The 23,754-nt window shown below is 71.9% G+C and carries 22 protein-coding genes; 10 read left to right on the top strand and 12 right to left on the bottom strand.

Annotation, left to right across the window (positions count from 1 at the left end; genetic code table 11):
* Positions 1 to 154: 154 nt before the first annotated feature.
* Positions 155 to 2,221, bottom strand: a complete 2,067-nt coding sequence (locus tag ACQB60_RS42015; protein WP_496931373.1) for a VMAP-C domain-containing protein — start codon at positions 2,219 to 2,221, stop codon at positions 155 to 157.
* Positions 2,214 to 2,594, bottom strand: coding sequence for a CU044_2847 family protein (locus tag ACQB60_RS42010; RefSeq protein WP_496931372.1), 381 nt, complete (start codon positions 2,592 to 2,594; stop codon positions 2,214 to 2,216). Before ACQB60_RS42010 ends, ACQB60_RS42015 begins: the two co-directional genes overlap by 8 nt.
* Before the next feature lie 191 nt (positions 2,595 to 2,785).
* Between ACQB60_RS42010 and ACQB60_RS42005 the strand changes: the two genes are divergently transcribed.
* Positions 2,786 to 2,968, top strand: coding sequence for a DUF6104 family protein (locus ACQB60_RS42005; RefSeq protein WP_019075209.1), 183 nt, complete (start codon positions 2,786 to 2,788; stop codon positions 2,966 to 2,968).
* Positions 2,969 to 3,004: 36 nt separating this feature from the next.
* Here the strand turns inward: ACQB60_RS42005 and ACQB60_RS42000 are convergent, their stop codons facing one another.
* Positions 3,005 to 4,003: a TIGR03620 family F420-dependent LLM class oxidoreductase gene (locus ACQB60_RS42000; RefSeq protein WP_496931371.1), complete on the bottom strand. Its 999-nt coding sequence runs from the start codon at positions 4,001 to 4,003 to the stop codon at positions 3,005 to 3,007.
* 110 nt (positions 4,004 to 4,113) lie between these two features.
* On the opposite strand from ACQB60_RS42000, the gene ACQB60_RS41995 reads away from it, so the two are divergent.
* Positions 4,114 to 4,749 (top strand): TetR/AcrR family transcriptional regulator, encoded by a 636-nt coding sequence (locus ACQB60_RS41995; protein ID WP_496931370.1) that lies wholly within the window; start codon positions 4,114 to 4,116, stop codon positions 4,747 to 4,749.
* A gap of 12 nt (positions 4,750 to 4,761) precedes the next feature.
* Here ACQB60_RS41995 and ACQB60_RS41990 read toward each other — a convergent pair whose 3' ends face one another.
* Entirely contained in the window at positions 4,762 to 5,613 is an 852-nt protein-coding gene (locus tag ACQB60_RS41990; RefSeq protein ID WP_496931369.1) for a hypothetical protein, read from the bottom strand.
* A 173-nt stretch (positions 5,614 to 5,786) separates the two neighbouring features.
* Here ACQB60_RS41990 and ACQB60_RS41985 point away from each other — a divergent pair, with 173 nt between their 5' ends.
* Positions 5,787 to 6,719 carry a DUF4097 family beta strand repeat-containing protein gene (locus ACQB60_RS41985; RefSeq protein ID WP_496931368.1) on the top strand — a complete coding sequence of 311 codons (933 nt, stop codon included), beginning with the start codon at positions 5,787 to 5,789 and terminating at the stop codon, positions 6,717 to 6,719.
* A gap of 1 nt (position 6,720) precedes the next feature.
* Positions 6,721 to 7,740, top strand: coding sequence for a PadR family transcriptional regulator (locus ACQB60_RS41980; RefSeq protein ID WP_496931367.1), 1,020 nt, complete (start codon positions 6,721 to 6,723; stop codon positions 7,738 to 7,740).
* Between the two features lie 225 nt (positions 7,741 to 7,965).
* Here the strand turns inward: ACQB60_RS41980 and ACQB60_RS41975 are convergent, their stop codons facing one another.
* The 4 genes from ACQB60_RS41975 to ACQB60_RS41960 all read right to left on the bottom strand — a co-directional run bounded on the left by ACQB60_RS41975 (position 7,966) and on the right by ACQB60_RS41960 (position 11,185).
* Complete coding sequence (locus tag ACQB60_RS41975; RefSeq protein WP_496931366.1) at positions 7,966 to 8,556, bottom strand: Clp protease N-terminal domain-containing protein; 591 nt, start codon at positions 8,554 to 8,556, stop codon at positions 7,966 to 7,968.
* The gene (locus ACQB60_RS41970; RefSeq protein WP_384842560.1) at positions 8,556 to 8,765 is read right to left on the bottom strand and encodes a helix-turn-helix domain-containing protein; all 210 of its coding nucleotides are present in this window, start codon (positions 8,763 to 8,765) and stop codon (positions 8,556 to 8,558) included. Before ACQB60_RS41970 ends, ACQB60_RS41975 begins: the two co-directional genes overlap by 1 nt.
* A gap of 110 nt (positions 8,766 to 8,875) precedes the next feature.
* On the bottom strand, positions 8,876 to 9,838 hold the full coding sequence (locus ACQB60_RS41965) for a zinc-binding dehydrogenase (RefSeq protein WP_496931365.1): 963 nt from the start codon (positions 9,836 to 9,838) through the stop codon (positions 8,876 to 8,878).
* Positions 9,839 to 9,970: 132 nt separating this feature from the next.
* The gene (locus tag ACQB60_RS41960) at positions 9,971 to 11,185 is read right to left on the bottom strand and encodes an NAD(P)-dependent malic enzyme (protein WP_496931364.1); all 1,215 of its coding nucleotides are present in this window, start codon (positions 11,183 to 11,185) and stop codon (positions 9,971 to 9,973) included.
* Positions 11,186 to 11,846: 661 nt separating this feature from the next.
* Between ACQB60_RS41960 and ACQB60_RS41955 the strand changes: the two genes are divergently transcribed.
* The 3 genes from ACQB60_RS41955 to ACQB60_RS41945 are packed head-to-tail and all read left to right on the top strand — an operon-like array spanning position 11,847 to position 14,678.
* Positions 11,847 to 12,818, top strand: a complete 972-nt coding sequence (locus tag ACQB60_RS41955; protein WP_496931363.1) for an ABC transporter substrate-binding protein — start codon at positions 11,847 to 11,849, stop codon at positions 12,816 to 12,818.
* A gap of 43 nt (positions 12,819 to 12,861) precedes the next feature.
* Positions 12,862 to 13,872 carry an amino acid ABC transporter permease gene (locus tag ACQB60_RS41950; RefSeq protein WP_496931362.1) on the top strand — a complete coding sequence of 337 codons (1,011 nt, stop codon included), beginning with the start codon at positions 12,862 to 12,864 and terminating at the stop codon, positions 13,870 to 13,872.
* Entirely contained in the window at positions 13,872 to 14,678 is an 807-nt protein-coding gene (locus ACQB60_RS41945) for an amino acid ABC transporter ATP-binding protein (protein WP_496931361.1), read from the top strand. The genes ACQB60_RS41950 and ACQB60_RS41945 overlap by 1 nt, the downstream gene beginning before the upstream one ends.
* A 78-nt stretch (positions 14,679 to 14,756) precedes the next feature.
* On the opposite strand, the gene ACQB60_RS41940 is transcribed toward ACQB60_RS41945, so the two are convergent.
* On the bottom strand, positions 14,757 to 15,539 hold the full coding sequence (locus ACQB60_RS41940) for a class I SAM-dependent methyltransferase (RefSeq protein ID WP_496931360.1): 783 nt from the start codon (positions 15,537 to 15,539) through the stop codon (positions 14,757 to 14,759).
* Between the two features lie 91 nt (positions 15,540 to 15,630).
* Between ACQB60_RS41940 and ACQB60_RS41935 the strand changes: the two genes are divergently transcribed.
* Positions 15,631 to 16,260, top strand: coding sequence for a CGNR zinc finger domain-containing protein (locus ACQB60_RS41935; protein WP_496931359.1), 630 nt, complete (start codon positions 15,631 to 15,633; stop codon positions 16,258 to 16,260).
* Here the strand turns inward: ACQB60_RS41935 and sodX are convergent.
* On the bottom strand, positions 16,164 to 16,628 hold the full coding sequence (gene sodX / locus ACQB60_RS41930; RefSeq protein ID WP_496931358.1) for a nickel-type superoxide dismutase maturation protease: 465 nt from the start codon (positions 16,626 to 16,628) through the stop codon (positions 16,164 to 16,166). The two genes, ACQB60_RS41935 and sodX, sit on opposite strands and share 97 nt — an antisense overlap.
* A 164-nt stretch (positions 16,629 to 16,792) precedes the next feature.
* Between sodX and sodN the strand changes: the two genes are divergently transcribed.
* Positions 16,793 to 17,188 (top strand): superoxide dismutase, Ni, encoded by a 396-nt coding sequence (gene sodN, locus ACQB60_RS41925; RefSeq protein WP_384842533.1) that lies wholly within the window; start codon positions 16,793 to 16,795, stop codon positions 17,186 to 17,188.
* Between the two features lie 46 nt (positions 17,189 to 17,234).
* Here sodN and ACQB60_RS41920 read toward each other — a convergent pair whose 3' ends face one another.
* Both ACQB60_RS41920 and ACQB60_RS41915 read right to left on the bottom strand, forming a co-directional pair.
* Positions 17,235 to 18,206 carry a helix-turn-helix domain-containing protein gene (locus tag ACQB60_RS41920; protein ID WP_496931357.1) on the bottom strand — a complete coding sequence of 324 codons (972 nt, stop codon included), beginning with the start codon at positions 18,204 to 18,206 and terminating at the stop codon, positions 17,235 to 17,237.
* 397 nt (positions 18,207 to 18,603) lie between these two features.
* The gene (locus ACQB60_RS41915; protein WP_496931356.1) at positions 18,604 to 19,824 is read right to left on the bottom strand and encodes a M20 metallopeptidase family protein; all 1,221 of its coding nucleotides are present in this window, start codon (positions 19,822 to 19,824) and stop codon (positions 18,604 to 18,606) included.
* 208 nt (positions 19,825 to 20,032) lie between these two features.
* Here ACQB60_RS41915 and ACQB60_RS41910 point away from each other — a divergent pair, with 208 nt between their 5' ends.
* Positions 20,033 to 23,668 carry a molybdopterin-dependent oxidoreductase gene (locus ACQB60_RS41910; protein WP_496931355.1) on the top strand — a complete coding sequence of 1,212 codons (3,636 nt, stop codon included), beginning with the start codon at positions 20,033 to 20,035 and terminating at the stop codon, positions 23,666 to 23,668.
* The last annotated feature ends 86 nt before the right edge of the window (positions 23,669 to 23,754 follow it).

The raw sequence follows: 23,754 nt of genomic DNA, 5'->3' as shown, positions 1-23,754 counted from the left end.
TGCGTGCTCCTCGTCGACGGTCGTGACGGTCGGTGGCTGGCCGGGTCATGGCCGACGGGGGCGACGGGCGTCCACAGCGGGCCCCTGAAGATGTACCCACGCCCGCGCGCCTGAACATCCTTATCCAGCCGGGTGGTTGAACGAGTGGGCGCGCTCATGGTGAGTCCGCCGGAGTGGTGTCCTCCGGCGGCAGCGGCCGCCTCGGGTCGTCGTACAGGAGGGCCATCGGCTCGGCCCAGCGCCAGTGCCCGCCGTCGCCGCCCCGGCTGATGTGGTGCCGGATGTGGCGCAGCCGGTCGGGGAGTTCGGCCACCGAGTCGAGCCCGCCGAAGAGCCGCTCCACGCGCGCGTGCAGCGCGTCGCAGGAATCGTGGCACCCGCGCGTGGCGTGCCCGTCGATGTCCCACAGGGCCACGCCGTGCCCGGTGCCGAGGACGAGCCGCATGACCTCGCGCCCGGTGCCGCGCCCGGCGGGACGGCACATGACCGGGACCGCGGCGTGCGGCAGCCGGGAGAGGTGCCGCGCCTGCGGCCTGCTGTCGCGCACCGGCACCCGGGCCGCCGCCACCCCGCCCGCGTCCGCCTGGGCCAGCCACCGGTCGCCCCACTCTTTGTCCGGTTCTCCCCGGCGTGTGAGCGCGCGCAGGACGACGGCGCGCTGCGTGCTCAGGTGTTCGCCGGCGTGGAGCAGCCCGATGTCGTCGAGCCGCCATCGGTGCACCTGGGTGTCGAAGTGCTCGGCGGGCAGGGCGAATTCGAGCGGTACGGGAGGGCCCTCGCCGTCCTGCCCGTGCAGGGTCCGGGCCAGCGGATCACGCAGCGACTGCACCAGATCCTTCGGCAGAGAGCCCTCTCCGGAGTAGTCCTCGGCGACCATGTGCGTCTCACCGTCGTACACGCTGTCGTTGACCCAGATCTGCCAGTGGAAGCGGACGGGCCGCGCACCGATCACGGGGTCGAGGAGGACGGTGACCGTGGGCCCTTCGCCGGGCCCCGGGTAGGCGACGAGGGAGCGCGGCGGGGCTTCGGGGGCGGGCAGCAGGGCGTCGGGCAGCCGGGCGTCGGTCACCAGCGCGTGCAGATGGGCCCGGTCATCCTCCCCGAGCCGCTCGTCGACCCACCTCTCCAGGGCCCCCACGTCCCCGCCCCGCTCCCGCACATACAGGGCGACGAGCCGCAGGTAGTGCAGGAACGTGAGGGCGTCCTGCGGGAGTTCACCGTCGTAGAGCAGCCCGTGGCCGTCGCGCCAGCCGAGCAGGGACGGCGGGGCGCCGGGCGGCTTGCGGCCGCGCACCTTGCGCACGAGCCGGGCGACGGAGGGCTCGGCGGCGGGCGCGGGCAGCCCGGCGAGCAGGCCGAGGGCGGCGCGCCGGTCCTTCGGCGTCCAGTGCTCGGGCCCCGGCCGCGGATCGCTGCCGAGGAGCCGCTGCTGCTCGTCGATCCAGTTGTCCCCGACGACGGGACGCGGCGACGTGGCGTGCCAGCGGTCGTGCGCGGCCATGACCTCGCGGTAGCGAGCACCGAACCGGCGCAGCGCGGGCAGCGCGATGGCGAGCCCCCCGTCGCGCTCCTTGCGGCGCGCCTTGACGAGGCCGACGACAGCCCCGGTGCGCGGGTCGAGCAGCGGCCCGCCGGAGACCCCCTTGGGGAAGGCCACGTCAGGGGCGAGACGCAGCCCGCAGTCACCGTCGCGCGCGTTCGTCTCGGCCTCCGCGCTCCACGGCTTGGCCCCGGCGGCGCGCCCGCCGGCCTCGTCGGGCTGGTACCCGTAGACGGTGACGGGCCCGAGGTGCCGGACGGCACGATCGGCGAGCCACACGCACTCGTGCTCGTGCGGAGACCCGTACGCGTCCCGGTACACCCCCTCCCCCTCCCCCTCCCCCTCCCTCTCGCTCTCGCTCTCGGCACCGACGAGCCGCACCAGGGCGAGGTCCTCGTGCGGCGGCACCACGGACCGCCCGGCGTCGGTCACCAGCCACTGGTCGAGCCGCGCCGCCACGGGAATCCCGTCGTTGAGCTCGGTCCCGCGCACCGCGAACACCCGCCCGAGGTCCCGCCCCACGTGCGGCATCAGCACATGCGCGCAGGTCAGCACCCACCCGGGCGCGACGAAGAACCCGCTGCCCCACAGCGAGGCCCCGTCCCCGTCCTCTTCGGCGGCGAGCAGCTGGACGGTGGCGGCCTGGGCGAGGGCGTCGAGGCGGAGGTGGGGCTCAGGCATGGGGGCCGCCGGCGCCGGAGTCGTTGCCGCCGCCTTCGGGGCTACGGCCCTGGCGGTCGAACTGCCAGGTCAGCTGGACCTGCACCGACGCCTTGGCCTCGCCCTCGGCGAGCACGGCGAGGACCTTGCCGGACTTGGCGCTGAGCTCCACCCCGAAGGTGATGCTCGCCTCGTCGGGGGCGACCGCGCTCGCGGCGTCGAGCACGGAGCCGCCGACCCTGCGGATCAGCTCGCCGAGCTCCTCGACCTTGGCCACGGCGGTGTCGAGGACGCCGACGTCCTCGTCGTCCTCGCCCGCTCCGGTTCCCGTGGAGACCCGGGCGTACACGACCTGCCCGCCCGGCAGCTCGATCCGCTGCACCTGTCCGGCCACGCCCCGTCCCCCGTCTCCCTGCCTCGCGAGCGGCCCAACTCACCCCTCGGCGACCTCACTTGATCCACGACGAGGTTAAGGGCGGACGCGGTTGCAGGGCGACCGTGTTCCGGCACGGCCTACGATGGATTCTCGCCGGAATTCCGTACGCGGATCCGGCCCCCTACGCACCAGGAACACAGGAGCACGAGTTGTACTTCACCGACCGTGGCATCGAGGAGCTGGAGAAGCGGCGCGGCGAGGAGGAGGTCACCTTCGAGTGGCTCGCCGAGCAGCTCCGCACCTTCGTGGACCTCAACCCGGACTTCGAGGTCCCGGTCGAACGCCTGGCGACGTGGCTGGCCCGCCTGGACGACGAGGACGACGACGAGTAGCCGCTCCGCCCCTCCCAGGTCTCCCGGCCCCGGACCTCACCCCACCAGGGCGGGCGCCAGCTCGCGCCACTCCGCGCGCGGCAGCGCACCCGGGTCGGCGGTCAGCACCTGTACGCACACGTGGTCGGCGCCCGCGTCCAGATGTTCCCGCACGCGCGCGTGGAGAGCGTCGACGTCTCCGTAGGCGACGATCGCGTCCACGAGCCGACGGCTGGGCCACCCGTCCACGTAGTCCTCGTCCCCGAACCCGAGCCGCCGCACGTTCGCGATCTGGTGGTGGGCCATCGCCATGTACCCCGCGACGTGTGCCGCCGCGACCTCGCGGGCCCGGTCCGGGTCCCGGTCGAGCACCACGGCCTGCTCGACCCCGAGGAAGGCGTCGGGGCCGAGGGCCGCGCGGGCGCGGGCGGTGTGGGCGACGGGGACGAAGTACGAGTGGGCGCCCCAGGCCCGCTCGGCCGCGAGCCGAAGCATCTTCGGGCCGAGCGCGGCGAGCACGCGGCGCGGCGCGGATCCCGGCACGGGCTCCGACGCCGACTCCGGTACGGGCTCCGGCACGGGCAGCGCGCCCGGCAGCCGGGCGGCGGCGTCCATGGCGTCCAGGTAGTCCCGCATCATCCCCAGGGCCCCCGCGCGCGGGGCGCCCGTCCGCCCGGACCGCCCACTTCTGTATGCCGGTTCGGCGCCGGTTCCGTACGCCGGTCCGGCGCCGGGCTGGCTCGCGGTGCGGTGCCCGCCGATGCCGAGCAGGAAGCGCCCGGGGAACGCCTCGCCCAGGGTGCGCTCCACCATCGCCATGGAGACGGGGTCCCGGCGCTCGACGCTGGCGATGCCGCTCGCGACGACGAGCCGCCGCGTCGCCGAGAGCAGCAGCGACGCCTGCCCCGCCGCGTCCCGCCCGTACGCCTCCCCGAACCAGAGCGCGCCGTACCCCAGCTCCTCGATCTCCGCGGCGGCCTCCCGCACCAGCCATGCGGGCTGCGCGTCGAAGGCGAACGTCCAGACCCCGACCCGCCCCGGATCCCCGGTGAACATCCCGGTACCTCCCCAACCCCGTCCGAACTTTCCGGAGACCCTCTCCGGATAACCCTCGACACCATACGGAGAACTTCTCCGCTTAGCCACCCCCCTTGTACGATGCGGCGATGACACGGAAGGCACGGGCACCCGAGGCACAGACCCCGCGAACGACGGACCGGACACGCCCCCCGCGCGCGGACGCCCGCCGCAACCGGGAGCGGATCGTCGCCGTGGCCCGGGACGCCTTCGCCGAGCTGGGCCCCGACGCCTCGCTCAACGAGATCGCCCGCAGGGCCGACGTGGGCCCCGGCACCCTCTACCGCCACTTCCCGCACCGCAGCGCCCTGCTGACGGCGGTGCTCAAGGACCGCATCGAGACCCTGTGCGCGCGGGCGGACGAGCTCCTCTCCCCCGCGTCCCCGCTCTCCCCGGACGAGGCGCTGGCCGACTGGCTGAGCGCGTTCCTCGCCCACGCGCGCGTGAACCAGGGCATGGGCGGCGCGCTGGTCCTGGAGAAGACGGCGACGCCCGACGCACTGGGCTTCGACTGCCATCAGCGCATCCTCGAAACGGCGGCAGGACTCCTGACCCGAGCCCAGCGCGAGGGCACGGCCCGCCCCGACCTGGCCCCGGGCGACCTGGTCCAACTGGTCGTGGGGATCGCCCTGTCCACGACACGGGGCACGAGCGACCCGGAACAGCCGGACCGCTTGCTGGGGCTGGTCCTGGACGCGGTGCACGCAAGCCCGTCCGGCGCTTGAGGAAGAGCGCGTTCAGCCGCGCCCGCCCCGCACCCGGTCGTACGCCAGCCCCACGGCCCCCTGCACCATCAACAGCACCCCGGCGACGGCCCACCCACCACTGCGACGCCGGGCCGCCCACACCGCGAGCGGCACCCCCGCAGCCAGTTGGGCGACGGCCAGCCCCCGGGCCCTGGGCCCCCGCAGCCACGCCCCGGCGGGCCCGCTCTCCACCACGTCCAGCTCGGCCCGCACCGCATCACGCCACCCGGACCACTCCACCTGTCGCACGGCGCGCTGCACGCGAGCGACCTCCCGCAGCCGATCGGCCGGTTCACCGGGCCCCAGACCGGGCGGCAGAACGAGCCCCGCCCGCGAGAGAACGGCGACGAGCCCCAGCATCCGCGCCCGCGCGTCCGCCTCCGAGTCGGGCCGGGTCAGCGCCTCCAGGGACTGCATGTCGAGGACGGGATCGAGACCGAGCCGGGCCGCGAAGGTCCGCATCGCCTCGTCCTCCCCGACGGGCGTGCCGTTCGCGAGCCACACGTACCCGACGGTGCGCCGGAACCCGGACGCGAGGGTGTAGCCGGAGCGGTCGGGGTCCCACCACAGGGCGAGCACCGGCCAGGGCGCGCCGACCGCGAGCGCGGTGGCCCACCCGGTGAGCACCCGGTCGACGGGCTCGCCGCCGTCGAGCCAGGGCTTGCCCTCGGGGACGAGCACGCTCCACTCCGGCCCCGCCGGCACCAGCAGCATGCGCTCGCGCAGCAACTGGGCGACGGACTCGACCGCTTCGGGTTCGGACCTGCAGAGCAGCAGCGCGCCCACACCCTTGGCGGGCCCGCTCACGGAGCCGGCGGAGGCGGCGGCATCGTCGGACGACATGGCCCCACGCTAGGACAATTCACCATCTTTGGCGCAGAGAACTAGGCGCAGCGAGCGACAAGACGGGAGGCCACGAGGAGGCCGGACCGCACCTTGACTTCTGCGAACCGCGATATATCGTGTATAGCGAAGACGCGATATGGCGCGTCGCGTCGACCAGGGAGGTCAAGCCCATGTCCGAGTGGATCGTCGACGAGCCCAGGAAGCTCACCTTCGGCGCACCCCTGAAGACCGTCCGCGTCCGCACGGTGAACGGCACGGTGAACGTGGTCGGCACGGACGAGACCTCGGCCCGCCTCGAGATCTCCGACATCGACGGCCCCGCCCTCACCGTCACGCACGAGGACGGCACCCTTTCCGTCGTCCACGACGACCACAAGGGCACGGGCCTGTTCCGGCTGCTCGACCTCAAGAGCCACCGGCGCAGCGCGGCGGTCTCGCTGGCCGTCCCGGCCGGGACCCGCGTCGAGGTGGGCGCCGTCGGCGCGGCGGTCATGGTCTCCGGCATCGAGGGCCCCGCACAGGTGAAGACGATCACCGGCGCCACCACCCTCGTCGGCCTCTCCGGCCCGGTCCGCGCCGACTCCGTCTCCGGGGACGTCGAGATGCAGGGCGTCAGCGGCGACCTGACCTTCAAGTCGGTCTCCGGCGACCTGACGGTCATGGAGGGCGCGGGCCCCTCGGTGCGCGCGGAGTCGGTGAGCGGCTCGATGATCGTGGACCTCGACCCGGCGGACCGCCCCGCCGACGTCACGCTGCTGAACGTGTCGGGCGAGATCGCGATCCGCATCCCCCACCCGGCGGACGCGGAGGTCGAGGCGAACACGGCGAGCGGCTCGGTGTCGAACGCCTTCGAGGACCTCCGCGTCGGCGGCCAGTGGGGCGCAAAGAAGATCACGGGACGGCTCGGCGAGGGCCGCGGCAAGCTCCGGGCGACGACGGTGTCCGGCTCGATCGCACTGCTGCGCAGGCCACCGGCGGAGGAGGACCCTCACGAGCCGACCCCACCGGACGGAACGCCGACCGACGAGTCGCCCACTGTCGAGGCCCCCACCGACAGGACTCCTTCCGACACCTCCGCCCCGACCGACAAGAAGGTGCTCTGAGATGCCCCCCGTGTTCGCCCACGGCCGCCTGCGCCTGTACCTGCTGAAGCTCCTGGACGAGGCCCCGCGCCACGGCTACGAGGTCATCCGTCTCCTGGAGGAGCGCTTCCAGGGCCTGTACGCGCCTTCGGCGGGCACGGTCTACCCGCGCCTGGCGAAGCTGGAGGCCGAGGGCCTGGTCACCCACACGACCGAGGGCGGCCGCAAGGTGTACGCGATCACGGACGCGGGCCGCGCCGAACTGGCCGACCGCAGCGGCGAGTTGGCCGACCTGGAGCTGGAGATCCGCGAGTCCGTCGCCGAACTCGCCGCCGAGATCAGGGACGGGGTGCAGGGCGCCGTCGGCGACCTGCGCCGCGAGATGCGCGCCGCCGCGAAGGAGGCCCGCACCTCCGCCGGCACCACGGGCAACTGGGCCGACAAGGAAGGCTGGGGCCAGGCCAAGGAGGAGTTCAAGCGCGCCAAGCAGGAGTGGAAGGAGCAGGCGCGGCGAGCGAAGGACGAGAGCCGCCGGGCCCGCGAGGAGGCCAAGCAGGCCCGCCGCCAGGCCAAGGACGCCCAGGAGCAGGCACACGCTGAGGTCCAGGAACAGCTCCAGCGCATCGCCACCCGCGTCCAGGACCACTTCGCCCAGGGCGACTGGCCGACGGGAGTGCGCGAGGGACTGTCCGAACTGGCCAAGGAGTTCGGCGAGTTCAGCATGGAGTTCGGCAAGAACATGAGCCGCCCCACCGACAAGACACCTCGGCAGGATCCCCCCACCCCGAACCTCAAGAAGGAGCCGGAGGAGAAGCCGACCCAACCCCTCCCGGTCGAGTTCACCCCGGACTGGGCCAAGGAGCCCGGGACGACGGGCGACCCGGCCCGCGACCTGGAGCGCCTCCTGGACCGCTTCCGCGACGACATCCGCGACCGGGCCCGCGACCACGGCGTCACCGACGCCCAACTCCGCGAGTCCCGCGACCACTTGGCGACGGCGGCAACGCTCATCGCGGCAACGCTGAGCACACCCCACTCGTAAGGCGAGGGGGCAAGCGGCGACGAAAGACGGCGGCCTGCAGGCGCGCGACGGCGCAAGGGGTGGGGACGCGGCGGTATGTCCGCCCGCAGTACAGCACCCCGCCCAAGCCAGTACTCATGTACTCGCACAGCGCCCGAGGCGTTTCGAGGACGGACATACCGCCGCGTCCCCGCCCCGCCCCCACGCACCCGCAGCAGGCGAACCCAGCCAACCAACCAGCCACCCCTACCCGTACAGCACCCGCTCCACGCCCTCATGCGTCACCCCATGATCGGCGAGCACCTCCGCCACGACCCCCGGCCGGGTCGTCAGGGCAAGCAGGATGTGCTCGTCACCGATCTGCCGGTCCCGCCGCGCCGTGGCGATGCGCAGCGCCCGCTCCAGCGTGTCCTTGGACTCCCGGGTGAAGGACCGATGCCCGGTCCAGGCCGCGAGGCTCAACAGCCCCGGCTTCCCCCGCCGAGCCCCAGCTCCACCCCCACCTCCACCCCCGGCACCCGCCAACGCCCCTTCCCCATGGGCATGTTCCACCCGGGACACCACCTCCTCCACATCGATGCCGAGCCCGGCCAGGGCCTCCGCATCTGCCTGCGAGAGCCCACCACGCCGCCGCGCCTCGGCCAGCGCCGCCGTGATCTCCGCCCGCCGCTCCCCCGCCCCGAGCGCGGCCAGGGCGAACGAGGCCCGGCTGGCCTCACGGTCGAGCAGCGCGAGGAGCACATGGGTGTCGTCGATGGCATCGGCACCCGCCTCCTCCGCGGCCTCGACCGCACCGGTCACCACGGCGCGGGCGTCCTTCGTGAACCGCTCGAACATCACTGCCTCCCGTACTTCTTGTGCACGGCCTGCCTACTCACTCCGAGTTCCGTGGCGACTTCCTGCCACGACCAGCCCTGCTGGCGCGCGCTGCGCACCTGCACGGCCTCAAGACGCTCCACGAGCCGCCGCAGCGCGGCGACGGCCCGCAACCCGACCCGTGGGTCGCGATCGCCCGCACGCTCGGCGAGATCTGTTGCTTCGGTCATGCATGTCAACTTACGTTGACACAAAGCCGATGTCAACCAAAGTTGACGCGATGCCCGCGAAAAAGGGGCCGGCGGACACCACCGACCCCTCTGCTCACCCGCTCAACGGGTCAGACCGTGAGCACGATCTTCCCGAACTGATCACCCGCAGCAAGCCGTTCAAATCCCTCACGCGCCCGGTCCAGCGGCAGCGTCTCGTCGATGACGGGCCGCACACCGGTGGCCGCGCAGAACGACAACAGATCCTCCAACTCGTCCTTGGAGCCCATCGTGGAGCCGACGACGCGCAGCTCCAGGAAGAAGATCCGGGTGAGCTCCGCGTGCGAGGGCCGGTCGCCACTCGTCGCACCCGAGATGACCAGAGTCCCACCGGGCCGCAGGGACTTGATCGAGTGGGACCAGGTCGCGGCGCCCACGGTCTCGATGACGGCGTCGACGCGCTGCGGGAGCCGCGCACCCGGCTCGACGGCCTCGACGGCGCCCAGTTCGAGGGCCCGCTTGCGCTTGGCCTCGTCGCGGCTGGTGGCGAACACCCGCAGCCCCGCGGCCTTGGCGAGCACGATGGCGGCGGTCGCGACGCCCCCGCCCGCACCCTGCACGAGGACCGAATCCCCGGGCCGCACACCGGCGTTGGTGAAGAGCATGCGGTAGGCGGTCAGCCACGCCGTGGGCAGACAGGCGGCCTCGGCGAAGGACAGCTCCTTGGGCTTGGGCAGCACGTTCCAGGTGGGGACGGCAACCTGCTCGGCGAAGGTCCCCTGGTACTTCTCCGTGAGGATGGACCGGCCCTCCCCCGGCCCGACACCGTGCCCGGTCTGCCCGATGACGGAGTGGAGAACGACCTCGTTCCCGTCCTCGTCGACCCCGGCGGCATCGCACCCGAGGATCATCGGCAGCTTGTCCTCGGCGAGCCCGACCCCGCGCAGGGACCACAGGTCATGGTGGTTGAGGGAGGCGGCGCGCACCGTCACGGTGCTCCAGCCGGACCGGGCCTCGGGAGCGGGCCGCTCCCCCAATTCGAGGCCACTGAGCGGCTGGTCACGGTCGATACGGGCGGCATAGGCAGCGAACATGGCGCCGACGATAGGCGGGCGCCCACCTCGTACGGAACCGTGTCCCGCTGTGACACGCACCGCTCACCGCCCTGGGAGAAAAAGAAGGCCCCGCCACAACGGGCGGGACCTTCAAAACAGCGCGAGCAGACCTCAGCGCCGAGCAACACCCTCGGCCCGAGCCGCAGCGGCCACAGCCGCGGTCACCGCAGGGGCGACCCGCTCGTCGAACGGCGACGGAATCACGTACTCCGCGGAGAGCTGGTCACCCACGACACCCGCGAGCGCGTCCGCCGCGGCGATCTTCATGCCCTCGGTGATCTGCGAGGCCCGCACCTGCAGCGCGCCCGCGAAGATCCCGGGGAAGGCCAGCACGTTGTTGATCTGGTTCGGGTAGTCCGAACGGCCCGTGGCGACGACCTTCGCGTACTTGTGCGCGATGTCGGGGTGCACCTCGGGGTTCGGGTTGGCCATGGCGAACACGAACGCGTCGGGCGCCATCGAGGCGACCGCCGGCTCCGGCACCGTACCGCCGGAGACACCGATGAAGACGTCGGCACCGGCGAGGGCGGACTCCAGCGAACCGCTGAGCCCCGCCTTGTTGGTGATCTCGGCGAGCTCCCGCTTGACCGGCGTGAGGTCGTCCCGGTCCTTGCTGACGACGCCCTTGCGGTCGGCGACGGCGACGTCACCGATGCCCGCCTCCAGCAGGAACTTGGCGATGGCCACGCCGGCCGCGCCCGCGCCCGAGATGACCGCGCGCAGGTCGCCGAGCGTGCGCCCGGTCAGCTTCGCGGCGTTCCGCAGGGCGGCGAGCGTCACGATCGCCGTGCCGTGCTGGTCGTCGTGGAAGACCGGGATGTCGAGGAGCTCCTTGAGGCGCTGCTCGATCTCGAAGCAGCGCGGGGCCGAGATGTCCTCGAGGTTGACGCCGCCGAAGGAGGGCGCGAGCCGCACGACGGTCTCGATGATCTCGTCGGTGTCCTTGGTCGCGAGCGCGACCGGCACCGCGTCCACACCACCGAACTGCTTGAACAGAATGGCCTTGCCCTCCATGACGGGGAGCGAGGCTTCCGGCCCGATGTCGCCGAGGCCGAGCACGGCCGTGCCGTCGGTGACGACGGCGACCACGTTCGACTTCCAGGTGTAGTCGTTGACGAGCTCGGGCTGCTCGGCGATCGCGCTGCACACTTTCGCGACGCCGGGCGTGTACGCGAGGGACAAGTCGTCCTTGTCGCGGACGGGCACGGTGGCCTGCACGGCCATCTTGCCGCCACGGTGCAGCGCGAAGGCCGGATCGAAGGGCTCTTCGGCGCCTTCGTGATCCGTACTGCTGTCGCTGCGAGGATTGACGATCTCCGCTGCCACTTTTTCTGACCCCTTAAGTCATATTCGTCGAGGGTGACCACTTCCGTGTTGAGAAGTGGGGCGGGCACCGCGTCCGTTCTCCACCTGTCGGCGGAGGGAGGTACGGACACGCGGGCGCGCCGCACACGCGCCCTGGGCCCCGGATGAGGGGTGTAACGCACCTTTCTACCTGAAGGCAGTAGGCGGGGGCGAGTGGCATTGGCCTCACTCCGCCCCGGTACGGCGGGAAGACAGACTTCCGGCCCGGACCCCGGTCAAGGACGCGGGGGCCGCTGCGGGGGACAGCATCCTCCGGGCCGGGCCCAAGGACCTCAATCACGCGCAGTCGAACACCGGACCAAAGTCCCGCACGCACCCGGCACGCGCCCGCCACCGGCTCGGGGTCCGCCCGGCATCCGCCCACCGAAGCCCTCGGAACGGTCCACATGGCGAGATACGGGACGTGCCGTCCAGTTAGTGACGGTTCACTCCGATCCGTCCCACCCGTGCCCTGCCGGGCCCTCCGGCCTCGCGCACACCCCGTTATCCGATTTTGACATCTCTGGCACCCATAATCGGGCAGTCCGAATGGCAAGATGCCTCATCACACGAGGTCGCGACACCCGAAGGTGTGTGCCCGGCCGCACGGCAACTCCCCCTTCATCCGCCGGAGGACCCCACCATGACGACCGCACGCTTCACCCCCTGTACGACGGCTGCGAAGTCCGCGAAGTCCCGGATAGCCGTGGTCGGCGCGGTCGTGGTCGCGGGCTCCCTCCTGCTGACCGGCTGCGGCGACCAGACCGAGGGCGGCAACGACGACGGGGGCGGCAGCAAGAACAACAACGCGCCCCTCTTCGACAAGCTCCCGGCGAAGATCCAGAAGAAGGGCGAGCTGCACATCGGCACCAACGCCGAGTACGCCCCCATGGAGTCGCAGGAGAACGGCGAGATCATCGGCGTGGACCCGGACCTCGCCGCCGAGATCGGCAAGAAGCTCGGGGTCAAGGTCAAGTTCACCTCGACCAAGTTCGACACCCTCGTGACCGGCGTGAACGCGGGCCGCTACGACGCCGCGATGTCCTCCATCACGGACACCAAGGCCCGCCAGGAGGGCCTCAACGACAAGGGCAAGAAGCTCGGCGAGGGCGTCGACTTCGTCGACTACTTCATCGCGGGCACCGCCGTGTACGTGAAGAAGGGCAACCCCCAGGGCATCAAGTCCATCGAGGACCTGTGCGGCAAGGGCGCGGCCGTCCAGCAGGGCACCACGTACGAGAAGGCGCTGCAGACGCAGTCCAAGAAGTGCGAGGACGGCGGCAAGAAGAGCATCGACATCCAGTCCTTCGAGGACGACACCGAGGCCCAGACCCGGGTGCGCTCGGGCGGCGCGGTGGCCGGCGTCAACGACTACCCGGTGGCGCTCGACCTGACCCGCAAGGCGGGCGGCGGCAAGACCTTCGAGATCGTCGGCGAGCAGTACGACGCCGGGCCGTTCGGTATCGCCGTCGACAAGAAGAACACGAAGCTGCGCGACGCCCTCAAGGAGGCCGTCGACGCGATCATCAAGGACAAGTCGTACGAGAAGGTCCTGAAGAAGTGGGGCGCCGAGACCGGCGCGATCGACGCCGCGGCCATCAACAGCGGCAAGTGACCTGCCGGTTCACTGACGTCGTACCACTGAAAGGGCAGTCACGATGACTGACAAGTTGAGCAAGGAGCCGAAGGAGCCGGAGGACACTCCGCCCGCCGACTCCGGGGCGCCCGCCGACTCCGGGGCCGCCAAGGCCCCCCGCGCCTCGGTGTCCGTCTCCAAGGAGGCCGCCGCGCCGGTCGCCATCAAGGCGATCCCGGTCCGCCACTACGGCCGCTGGGTCAGCGGCACGCTGGTCCTCGCGATCCTGATCGTGCTCGGATACGCCTTCTCGCAGGGCGACATCCAGTGGCACACCGTCTCCGACCAGCTCTTCACCGACTCGGTGGTCAAGGGCGCCGGACGGACGCTGCTGATCAGCGTGCTCGCCATGGTCATGGGCGTGGTGCTCGGCATCATCCTGGCCGTGATGCGGCTCTCGAAGAACCCGGTGACGTCCACGGTCGCCTGGCTCTACATCTGGTTCTTCCGCGGTACGCCGGTCTATGTCCAGCTGCTGCTCTGGTTCAACCTCGCGCTGATCTTCCCCGTCCTGAACCTCGGTCCTATCTACAAGGACGAGATGACGGACGTGATGACCCCGTTCATGTGCGCGCTGCTCGGCCTCGGCCTGAACGAGGCGGCGTACATGGCGGAGATCTGCCGCGCGGGCCTGCTCGCGGTCGACGAGGGCCAGACCGAGGCCTCGCACGCGCTCGGCATGAGCCACGCGAAGACGCTGCGCCGCATCGTGATCCCGCAGGCGATGCGCGTGATCGTCCCGCCGACCGGCAACGAGTTCATCAACATGCTGAAGACCTCGGCGCTGGTGTACGCGGTGACCTACAACGAGCTGCTGCGCTCGACGACGGTGATCGGCTCCACCTCGTACGCCGTGATGGAGATGCTCTTCGTCGCGTCGATCTGGTACCTGGTCATGACGAGCGTGTTCAGCGTCTTCCAGTACTACCTGGAGCGGAGGTTCGCGCGGGGGTCGCTGCGGTCGCTGCCGATGACTCCGCTGCAGAAGATCAAGGTGAACCTGCTCGGCGGGTCGAACCGAGGAGCTCTCTGATGTCCCAGATGGTGAAGGCCGAGGGCGTCCACAAGTCCTTCGGCAGCGTAGAGGTGTTGAAGGGCATCGACCTGGAGGTCGCCCAGGGCGAGGTGTTCTGCCTCATCGGCCCGTCCGGCTCCGGCAAGTCGACCTTCCTGCGGTGCATCAACCACCTGGAGAAGATCAACGCCGGTCGCCTGTACGTGGACGGGGAGCTGGTCGGCTACCGCCAGAAGACGAGCAAGCCGAAGAAGAACAAGAGGGGCGAGACGGCGCCGCCGGTCACGAAGCTCTACGAGCTCAAGGACAGCGAAGTCGCCCTGAAGCGCCGGGACATCGGCATGGTCTTCCAGCGCTTCAACCTCTTCCCGCACATGACGGCGCTCGAGAACGTCATGGAGGCGCCCGTCCAGGTCAAGGGCGAGACGAAGGCCACCGCGAGGGCCCGCGCCCAGCAGCTGCTCGACCGCGTCGGCCTCGCCGACAAGGCGGCCAACTACCCGGCGCAGCTCTCCGGCGGCCAGCAGCAGCGCGTGGCGATCGCCCGTGCGCTGGCGATGGACCCGAAGCTGATGCTCTTCGACGAGCCGACGTCGGCGCTCGACCCGGAGCTGGTGGGCGATGTCCTGGACGTCATGCGGGACTTGGCGGAGTCCGGCATGACGATGGTCGTGGTCACCCACGAGATGGGCTTCGCCCGCGAGGTCGGCGACAGCCTCGTCTTCATGGACGAGGGCGTGGTGGTCGAGTCGGGCCACCCGCGCGACGTCCTGACGAACCCGCAGCACGACCGGACGAAGTCGTTCCTGTCGAAGGTGCTGTAGCAGTACGCAGGTGGCATGAGCGAAGGGGCGGTACGGACACCCGTACCGCCCCTTCGCTCTTCTCCCGTGCGGGTGGCCTCACTTCAGCCCGAGCACCACCGCATCAGCCGGCGACCCCCAGACCCCCCGCGCCTCCCCGAACCCCGCCTCTCGCAGGGTCCGCACGTGCCACTCCAGGGGCGGCATGTCCCCGTCCGCGTGGTCGCCGTAGATCTCGAAGCGGCGGGCGGTCGGCCCGGCGAGGACGGGGTCGGCGGCCGCGAGCTGCCACCACTCCTTCCAGTCCAGGACGCCCTCCGCCTTGGCGCGGTCCATGCGGGCGTGGCGCAGGGCGCTCTCGGCGGCGTTGATGCGCGGGGTGGCGGGGTCGGGCATGTGGTCGGCGTTCATGAACACGCCGCCGTCGCGCACCAGTTGGGCGATCTGGCCGTAGAGGGTGGCGAGCGGGCCGCTGGGCAGCCAGTGCAGGGCCGTCGCCGTGAGGACCGCGTCGTACGTGGCGTGCGGCAACTCCGCTGTCCAGGAAGGGTCCTTGAGGTCCGCCGTCACGAACGTGACGCGGTCGTCGCCCGCGAACGTGCCCTCGGCGATGGTGAGGAGGGCCGGGTCGAGGTCGACGCCCGTGCTGGTCGCGTCCGGGAACCTCTGGAGGAGCCGGTCCGTAATACTCCCCGTACCGCACGCGAGATCCAGCACGCGGGGCTCGGTGCCGACCAGCGCCTCGACCATGTCGAGCATGATCCGGAACCGCTCCTCGCGGTCCGGCAGGTACCACTGCTGCTGGCGGTCCCAGCTGTTCTGCCAGGCGCGCCAGTCGGTGCCCGTCGGGTTGGTCGCGTCGTCGGTCGCTGTGTGCGCCATCAGGAACACTCCACTCCGTAATACCCTGATACTGAGATCGACCATTACGTGCCGATGAGCTGACCCTAGCCCGACCCCGTAAGGACTACAAGTGGAACTGGCCTATTACTCGGACTACGCGGTGCGCCTGGTCAACACCGAGGAGCCGGGCCGCAACAAGGACTCACTCACGTCGGTCGATGTGATCCGGGAGCTGTTCGGGCCGCATACGCAGATGGCGCGCCGGGCCACCGAGTCCGATCTCTCGCGCTTCCGCTCCGTGCGGGGGCGGCTGCGGGCCGTCTTCGAAGCTGCCGACGGCGGGGACGAGACGCTCGCCGTGGACCTGCTGAACTCGCTGCTGATGGAGTTCCCCGTCAGTCCGCAGATCTCGGGGCACGACAACCGGGACGACGAGGGGCGGCCGCTGTGGCACATGCACCTCGCGGACCACTCGTCCAACGCGACGGCGGGGTTCGCGGCCATCGCCGCGATGGGCCTCGCCTTCCACCTGACGGAGCACGGGGTGGAGCGGCTCGGCCTGTGCGAGGCAGCGCCGTGCCGCAACGCCTATCTCGATACGTCGACGAACCGTTCCCGCCGCTACTGCTCGGACCGCTGCGCGACCCGTGCCAACGTCGCCGCCTACCGCGCCCGCAAGCGCTTGGAGACGGAGCGGTCGGCGAGCACCGGCCGCACCGCGGACACGGCCCAGGAGGCCAGCGCGGCGAGCGACAGCTGACTCCGGCCCGCGGCCTCCCGCTCCTGCCGCACCCGCGTCAGCGGCCGGAACCGGCCGCGCACCCGGGCGAGCACCAGCTCCTCGGGGACGACTCCGTAGACATTGCTGTCCCCGCCCGTGTTGTACGGGTTGTCCCCGAGCATCCACCAGCCGCCCTCGCGCCGCTCGACGGCACGTTTCACCACCAGCAGGTCCTGTTGCAGCGGATGACGCAGGATCACCACGTCCCCCGGCCGCACCCGGGCCCCGTGCTGCACCAGCATCCAGTCGCCCGGGTACAGCGTCGGCACCATCGACGGCCCGTCCACCTCGATGAGTTGGAACGGCACCCGCGTCTCGCGCCCGTCAACCCCCGCGGTCTCAGGCATCAGACAACCTCCCGCTCACTCCTGTCCGGCCTCCGGTTCCATCCTCCACCAGTCCCAGTGTGGCCCTGGACTTTTGTCCTAAGCCCATGGGGGCACCCGCGAAAACCCGTCTCTCACGGAGTAATGTCCCACCTGAGAAGACGATCACGAGGAAGGACAGCTCAATGCTCTCCCGCCTGTTTGCCCCCAAGGTGAAGGCCAGCGCACACTGCGACCTGCCCTGCGGCGTGTACGACCCGGCCCAGGCCCGCATCGAGGCGGAGTCGGTGAAGGCCGTCCAGGAAAAGATGGCCGGCAACGACGACCCGCACTTCCAGGCGCGTGCCACGGTCATCAAGGAGCAGCGCGCCGAGCTCGCCAAGCACCACGTCTCGGTGCTGTGGAGCGACTACTTCAAGCCCCCGCACTTCGAGAAGTACCCGGAGCTGCACCAGCTGGTCAACGACGCCCTGAAGGCCCTCTCGGCCGCGAAGGGCTCGACGGACCCGGCCACGGGCCAGAAGGCGCTGGACTACATCGCCCAGATCGACAAGATCTTCTGGGAGACCAAGAAGGCCTGACCGCCTGTCTCTCCGCACCCGGACCGCACTACGCCGAGCACGGCGTTCACGGCGGTCCGGGTGCGGTTTTTTTCTGGAGCACGGCGGACGGCACAGCGCCGTAGGCCCTGCGGTACGCGGCAGCGAAACGCCCCGGGTGGGCGAAGCCCCAGCGTGCGGCGATGCGCTCGATCGTGGCACCGCTGCCCTGCGCCGTGCGCAGGTCCTGGTGCGCGAGGGCGAGGCGCACCCTGCGCGCGTAGGCCAGGGGTGTGGTGTCCAGCTGCCGGCGGAACGCGTACTGCAGGGCGCGGATGGACACATGGGCGGCGGCGGCGATCTCGGCGGCCGACAGCGGCTGGTCGGCGTGGTCGTCGATGTAGGCGATGGCCCGCCTCAGGGTGGCCGAGTGGGCGTCGTTTCGGTCCTGGGCCGTCGGCTCGACGCGTGCCGTGTTCGGGAACGCGGCGAGGACGCTCGCGGCGAGGAGCTGGCCGGCGGCCGCGGCGATCAGCGGCTCGCCGGCGGTGGCCGGGTCGGCCAGGACGTGGTCGCGCAGATAGATGACGGTGTTCGTCAACTGGCGGGCCGCGCCCGGTGAGTGCGGCCGGTGCCCGGTCAGCCGCACCGGCTCGCGGGACGGGCCGTCCCCGGCGGCGACCTGGTCCAGGAGGGCGGGGTCCAGGAGGGTGAGGTTGTAGCGGGCGGTGGAGATCCGCCCCGCGTACGGGAGGTCCGGGGGCGCCAGGAGCACCATGTCGCCAGGGCCGAAGGAGTCCCGTACGCCGTGGAAGGCGTGGTCCTGGATGACCCCCTCGTGTACGAGGCACAGGCAGAACTTTCCCAGCGGGGTCACCGCGTAGCTCATGTCGAAACCCAGATCGAGCTCGTCGACGGTGACCATCGGCATGGACTCGCGGCGGAAGTGCGTCCGGCTGTGGTGCGGCGTGCTGCTGCTGACCCGCAGACGGGCATACGCCCGGCAGAAGAAGTCCTCGGCCAGTTCTATGTCGTCGCTGTCGAACACTTGCGAAGCCATCGCTCCACCGCCCCAGGCAGGCCCGTCCCACGGTACCGCTCGGACGGTCCAGGCCGCGGCGCCAGCCGGCGCCGCGGCCTGGGCTCGCGTCCTCCCTGCGAGTTCCAGCCCGGGGGCAACTCCCGCGTGCCCCGGCCCCGGGGAGGACGGCAACGCGCGAGGGGATGCGCGGCGAGGAGGGGAGTCGGGCCGCGGCGCCCTCGCGCAGGGGGGCCGCCACCGCGGACATCACCCGGCGGCGGCCGTGGGCATCCCATCGCGATCCCGCGGTTCCATCTTCGCGGCGGCGCCCCGCATCACCTAGCCGGGAAACGAAACCGAACCGCGCCGTCCGCCCCGGTCGGTCCGGGGAACGAAACCGCGGGGAGCCAGTCGCCAGGGCGGACCCCGACGGACCTCAGCGAGCCAGGTGGCCGCATGCCACCGCCGCGTACAGCGCGGTTCCCGTGGCCATCGCGGGCTCGTCGAAGACGACGCGGTTGGAGTGGAAGTCGGGGGCGTTCTCCGGGGGCTGGCCGGGGGGCCTGGTGCCGAGGAACGCCATGGTGCCGGGGACGTGTTCGAGGACGTAGCTGAAGTCCTCCGCGCCCATGAAGGGCTCCGCGAGCCGGTGCACCCGCTCCGTGCCGAGCGCGGCGGTCGCCCAGCGGGTGGTGGCGGCGGCGAAGTCCGTGTCGTTGACGACGGGCGGGTAGCCCTCGCTGAGTTCGACGGTGGCGGTGGCGCCGTGGGCGGCCGCCACGTTGTGGACGACCCGGCGGAGCGAGTCCAGGACCGCGGCCCGGGCCTCCGGGGACAGGGTGCGCAGCGTGCCGTCGATGCGGGCCGTCTCGGGAATGATGTTGGTCGTCGTGCCCGCGTCGATGCGGGCGACGGTCAGGACGGCCGGGTCGAAGACGTTCACGGTACGGGTGATCATCGTCTGCAGGGCCTGGACGATCTCGCAGGCCACGGGTATCGGGTCGAGCGCGAGGTGCGGCGTCGAGGCGTGGCCGCCCGCTCCGTGCACCGTGAGGTGCAGCGTGTCGGAGGCGGCGAAGGTGGGGCCGGGCCGGAGGTGGACCGTGCCGGACGGGTAGCGCGTGGTGACGTGCAGGGCGAACGCCGCCTCCACCGGGTCGCCGCCGGGCGGCGTCAGGACCCCCTCGTCGATCATGTGCAGCGCGCCGCCGTCCGACTCCTCGGCGGGCTGGAACATGAGGACCACCCGGCCCGCGAGCCGCTCGGTGCGCGCGGCGAGGAGCCGGGCCGCGCCGACCAGCATCGAGGTGTGCATGTCGTGGCCGCAGGCGTGCATGTGGCCCGCCACCTCGGACGCGAACTCGAGCCCCGTCTCCTCCTGTTGGGGCAGGGCGTCCATGTCGGCGCGCAGCAGCACGGTCGGCCCGGGGGCGGCGCCGTCGATCGTGGCGGTCACCGAGCTGAGCGCCTTGCCCCGCACCGGGGTCAGGCCGATGTCCGCCAGGGCCTCGCACACGGCCTCCTGGGTGCGGGGCAGATGCAGGCCCAGCTCGGGGTGGCGGTGCAGGCGGCGGCGGAGGTCGATCACGTCGGGCAGGATCGTGCGGGCGTGTGCGAGCAGTGCGTCCAGTTGATCCTGCGGGGCCCCGGCTGTCATGGCCAGAGCTTCCCACGGGCATCGGCGGCCTCTTCTGGACATGTCCCGTATCTGTCGGAGCCCTGACGCCACCGTGGCCGATACAGGGCCTTCGGCCCGTCGAAAGGTACCTTCGGCGGCTCGGATGATCGATCATCCGGGTGTCCTATGGAGAGGTCCCTCCGGGTAGGGACAGCAGCAACGCCGCCGCACGCGTCCGGAGGTCCCCGTGCCCGTCGAAGAGGCCCACGAGAAGTCGGCCGCCGCCGAGGAGATACGAGGGTTCTGCACCCTCTGCAAGTCCCGCTGCGGCGCCGTGTTCACTGTCGAGGACGGCCGGATCACCGGCGTACGGCCCGACCCGGAGCACCCCACGGGCACCGCGATGTGCCCCAAGGGCCGGTCCGCGGCGGAGCTCGCGCACAGCACCCGGCGCCTCACCACGCCCCTGCGGCGGACCCGGCCCAAGTCCGACCCGGACCCCGGCTGGGAGCCGATCTCCTGGGACGAGGCGATGACGGAGATCGCCCGGCGGATCGGGCGGATCGCCGAGGAGAGCGGGCCGGAGGCCGTGGCCTTCGGGGTGGCGACGCCGAGCGGGACCTCGGTGTCGGACGCCACCGAGTGGATCGAGCGGTTCGTCCGCCACTTCGGCAGCCCCAACACCGTCTACAGCGCCGAGATCTGCAACTGGCACAAGGACGTCGCGCACGCCTTCACGTTCGGCTGCCCGATCCCGCCGCCCGACTACGCGCACGCCGACCTCGCCCTGCTCTGGGGCTTCAACCCCGCCAAGACGTGGCTGGCCCAGTCCGCCGCCGTCTCCGCGGCGCAGGCCCGCGGCATGAAGCTGGCCGTCGTCGACCCGCGCCGCTCCACCAGTGCGCTCCAGGCCGACCACTGGCTGCGGGTCCGGCCCGGCACGGACGCCGCGCTCGCCCTCGGCCTCGCCCGGCTGCTGATCGAGGACGAGGCGTACGACGAGGACTTCGTGCGGGCGTGGACCAACGCGCCGCTGCTGGTGCGCACCGACAGCGGACGGTTCCTGCGCGCAGCGGAACTGGGCCTGTCCGGCGGCGAGTTCACCGTATGGGACGAGGAGGCGGGGGCGGCCGTCACGTACGACACGAACGCCGCCGCCGTACGCCCGGAGCGGTTCGCGCTGCGCGGGACGCGGCAGGTGACCCTCGCGGACGGCAGCGCGCTCGCGTGCGTGCCCGCCTTCCAGACGTACGTGGACGCCTGCGCCGCGTGGCCGGTGGAGCGGGTGGCGCGCACCACCTGGATCCCGGAGCAGGAGATCCGCGCGCTCGCCGGGGAGATCGGCCGGGCGCGGTCGGTGACCTACTACGGCTGGACCGGCGTCGGGCAGAGCGCCAACGCCGCGCAGACCGAGCGGGCCCTCGCCACCCTGTACGCCCTGACGGGGTCCTTCGACCGGCGCGGCGGCAACCACGTGGTGGCCCCGCCGCCCTTCCGGCCCGCCTCGAACCCCGGCCAGTTCGCCCCCGAGCAGCGCGCCAAGGCCCTCGGCCTGGACCGGCACCCGCTCGGCCCGCAAGCCTCCGGGTACATCAACGCGGGCGACCTGTGCCGCGCCATCGAGGAGCACCGTCCCTATCCCGTACGGGCGTTGATCGCCTTCGGGTCCAACCTCGTGGTGGCGCAGCCGGGTTCGGAGCGGACCGCGCGGGCCCTGCGCGCCCTGGACTTCCAGGTGCACCTCGACCTGTTCCACAACCCGACCAGCGCCAGCGCCGACATCGTGCTCCCGGTGAACAGCGCCTACGAACGGGAGGCGCTGCGCTTCGGGTTCGAGGTGAGCCACCGGGCGCAGGAGCAGGTGCAGCTGCGGCCCCGGGTCGTCGCGCCGCAGGGCGAGTCGCGCTCCGACACCGAGTTCGTCTTCGACCTGGCCTGCCGCCTCGGCATGGGCGAGCTGTTCTTCGGCGGGGACGTCGAGGCGGCCTGGGACTGGCAGCTGGAGCCGCTCGGCCTGACCGCCGAGGAGCTGCGCGGGCGCCCGGGCGGGGTGCGGGTGCCCCGGCCGGAGGCGTACGAGAAGTACGCGCGGCCCACGGCGGACGGCAGCGACGCCCCTGACGCCGCGAGCGTCACCCGTGTCACGGGCGACACGGATGCCATGGGCTCCACGGACTCCACGGACTCCGCTGCTGTCACTGCTGTCACCACTGTCACCGGCTTCAACACCCCGACCCGGCGCGTGGAGTTCTACTCGGAGCGGCTCCTGGAGCACGGCTACCCGGCCGTGCCCGAGCACCGCGACCCCGCCGCCCCCGACTCCGCACACCCGCTCGTCCTCACCTGCGCCAAGCACGGCTACTTCGTGCACAGCCAGCAGCGCGCCCTGACCTCGCTGCGGCGCCGCTCCCCCGACCCGTCGGTGGACCTGCACCCGCGGACGGCGGCCGCGCGCGGCGTCCGGGAGGGGCAGTGGGTGGACGTGTCGACGCCGCGCGGCTCCATCCGTCTGCGGGCCCGCTTCGACGAGTCATTGCACCCGTCGGTGGTGGTCGGCGAGTACGGCTGGTGGCAGGACGCCCCCGACCTGGGCCTGCCCGGCGCGGACCCGGTCAGCGGCCTCGGCAGCAACTTCAACCTGCTGGTCGGGCACGAGACGACCGACCCGCTGAGCGGTTCGGTGCCGCTGCGGTCCGCCGTGTGCGAGGTGCGCCCGGCACCGGACGACGGCTCGTGGAGCGGCACGCGGCCCTTCACCGTGGCCGCCGTCGCGGACCAGGCCCGGGGCGTGCGCACGCTGCGCCTTGAGCCGGTGGACGGCGGGCCGCTGCCGGACTACCGGCCGGGGCAGCACGTGACGGTACGGGCCGAGGGCGCGGAAGGCGCCTCCACTCCCCTCGCCGAAGGCACCCCCCTCGCCGAAGGCACCCCCCTCGCTGAAAGCACCCCCCTGGCTGAAGGCACCCCCCTCGCTGAAAGCACCCCCCTGGCTGAAGGCACCCCTCTTGCCGAAGGCCGGAGCTACTCGCTGACCGGCCCCGCCGTCGACGGCGGCCGCACCGCGTACGAAGTCGCCGTGCGCCGCCTCCCCGACGGCGCCTTCTCCTCGTACGTCCATGAGGAGCTGCAGCCGGGCGACCGGCTGCAACTCGCGCAGCCGGGCGGGGTGTTCAGCATCCCCACGGACGCCGACACCCCCGTGGTGCTGCTCGCGGGCGGCATCGGCATCACGCCCTTCATGAGCTACCTGGAGACGCTCGCCGCGACCGGCGGCACCGTCCCCGAGGTGGTGCTGCACTACGGCACGGCGGGCTCCGCCGACCACCCGTTCCGGGACCGGCTGCGGGAACTCCAGGGCCGGATAAGGGCGTTGCGGATCATCGACCACTACTCGGACCCCGGCGCGGGGGACGTGTGCGGCCGCGACTACGACCGTGCGGGCCGCATCACCGTCGACGCCGTCTCCCCGGACCTGATCGCCCGCCGCGCCCGCTTCTACCTGTGCGGACCCGCGCCGATGCTCGATGCGCTCACCGAGGGGCTGCGCGCACGGGGTGTGCCGCGCTTCGAGATCTTCAGCGAGAGGTTCCGGGCCGCGCGCCGCGAGGTGGAGCTGCCGGACGGCGCGGAGTTCACGGTGCGCTTCGCCCGCTCGGGCCGCGAGGTGACGTGGACCAAGGACTCCGGGAGCCTGCTGGCCCTCGGCGAGCGCGCGGGCGTGCGGATGTCCAGCGGCTGCCGGGTCGGCCAGTGCGAGAGCTGCGCGTGCGGGGTGCTCGAGGGCGAGGTCGCCCATCTGGTGACGCCGTCGGAGGATCTGCCGGACGGGGCCGCCCTGACGTGTCAGTCGGTGCCGGTGTCGGATGTCGTGATCGACGCCTGAGTTCCCCTCGGCCCCCGTCCGTTTTCTCACAGTGGCGAAGTTCCTGCGGCGATGACCGGCCCTGATAAGTTCGGGCGACTCATTCA

This window comes from Streptomyces odontotermitis, assembly GCF_050510915.1.
Lineage (GTDB): Bacteria > Actinomycetota > Actinomycetes > Streptomycetales > Streptomycetaceae > Streptomyces.
This window is presented reverse-complemented; position numbering and strand designations above follow the sequence as displayed.

Excerpts from the sequence above, each read along its gene's own strand:
- ACQB60_RS41990 (WP_496931369.1), bottom strand. The coding sequence starts at position 5,613 with ATGTCGTCCGACGATGCCGCCGCCTCCGCCGGCTCCGTGAGCGGGCCC.
- ACQB60_RS41950 (WP_496931362.1), top strand. The coding sequence starts at position 12,862 with ATGACTGACAAGTTGAGCAAGGAGCCGAAGGAGCCGGAGGACACTCCG.
- ACQB60_RS42000 (WP_496931371.1), bottom strand. The coding sequence starts at position 4,003 with ATGTTCACCGGGGATCCGGGGCGGGTCGGGGTCTGGACGTTCGCCTTC.
- ACQB60_RS41985 (WP_496931368.1), top strand. The coding sequence starts at position 5,787 with ATGTCCGAGTGGATCGTCGACGAGCCCAGGAAGCTCACCTTCGGCGCA.
- ACQB60_RS41915 (WP_496931356.1), bottom strand. The coding sequence starts at position 19,824 with ATGACAGCCGGGGCCCCGCAGGATCAACTGGACGCACTGCTCGCACAC.
- ACQB60_RS41920 (WP_496931357.1), bottom strand. The coding sequence starts at position 18,206 with ATGGCTTCGCAAGTGTTCGACAGCGACGACATAGAACTGGCCGAGGAC.
- ACQB60_RS41955 (WP_496931363.1), top strand. The coding sequence starts at position 11,847 with ATGACGACCGCACGCTTCACCCCCTGTACGACGGCTGCGAAGTCCGCG.
- sodX (WP_496931358.1), bottom strand. The coding sequence starts at position 16,628 with ATGCCTGAGACCGCGGGGGTTGACGGGCGCGAGACGCGGGTGCCGTTC.
- ACQB60_RS41995 (WP_496931370.1), top strand. The coding sequence starts at position 4,114 with ATGACACGGAAGGCACGGGCACCCGAGGCACAGACCCCGCGAACGACG.
- ACQB60_RS41975 (WP_496931366.1), bottom strand. The coding sequence starts at position 8,556 with ATGTTCGAGCGGTTCACGAAGGACGCCCGCGCCGTGGTGACCGGTGCG.
- ACQB60_RS41970 (WP_384842560.1), bottom strand. The coding sequence starts at position 8,765 with ATGACCGAAGCAACAGATCTCGCCGAGCGTGCGGGCGATCGCGACCCA.
- ACQB60_RS41945 (WP_496931361.1), top strand. The coding sequence starts at position 13,872 with ATGTCCCAGATGGTGAAGGCCGAGGGCGTCCACAAGTCCTTCGGCAGC.
- ACQB60_RS41965 (WP_496931365.1), bottom strand. The coding sequence starts at position 9,838 with ATGTTCGCTGCCTATGCCGCCCGTATCGACCGTGACCAGCCGCTCAGT.
- ACQB60_RS42015 (WP_496931373.1), bottom strand. The coding sequence starts at position 2,221 with ATGCCTGAGCCCCACCTCCGCCTCGACGCCCTCGCCCAGGCCGCCACC.
- ACQB60_RS41980 (WP_496931367.1), top strand. The coding sequence starts at position 6,721 with ATGCCCCCCGTGTTCGCCCACGGCCGCCTGCGCCTGTACCTGCTGAAG.
- sodN (WP_384842533.1), top strand. The coding sequence starts at position 16,793 with ATGCTCTCCCGCCTGTTTGCCCCCAAGGTGAAGGCCAGCGCACACTGC.
- ACQB60_RS41940 (WP_496931360.1), bottom strand. The coding sequence starts at position 15,539 with ATGGCGCACACAGCGACCGACGACGCGACCAACCCGACGGGCACCGAC.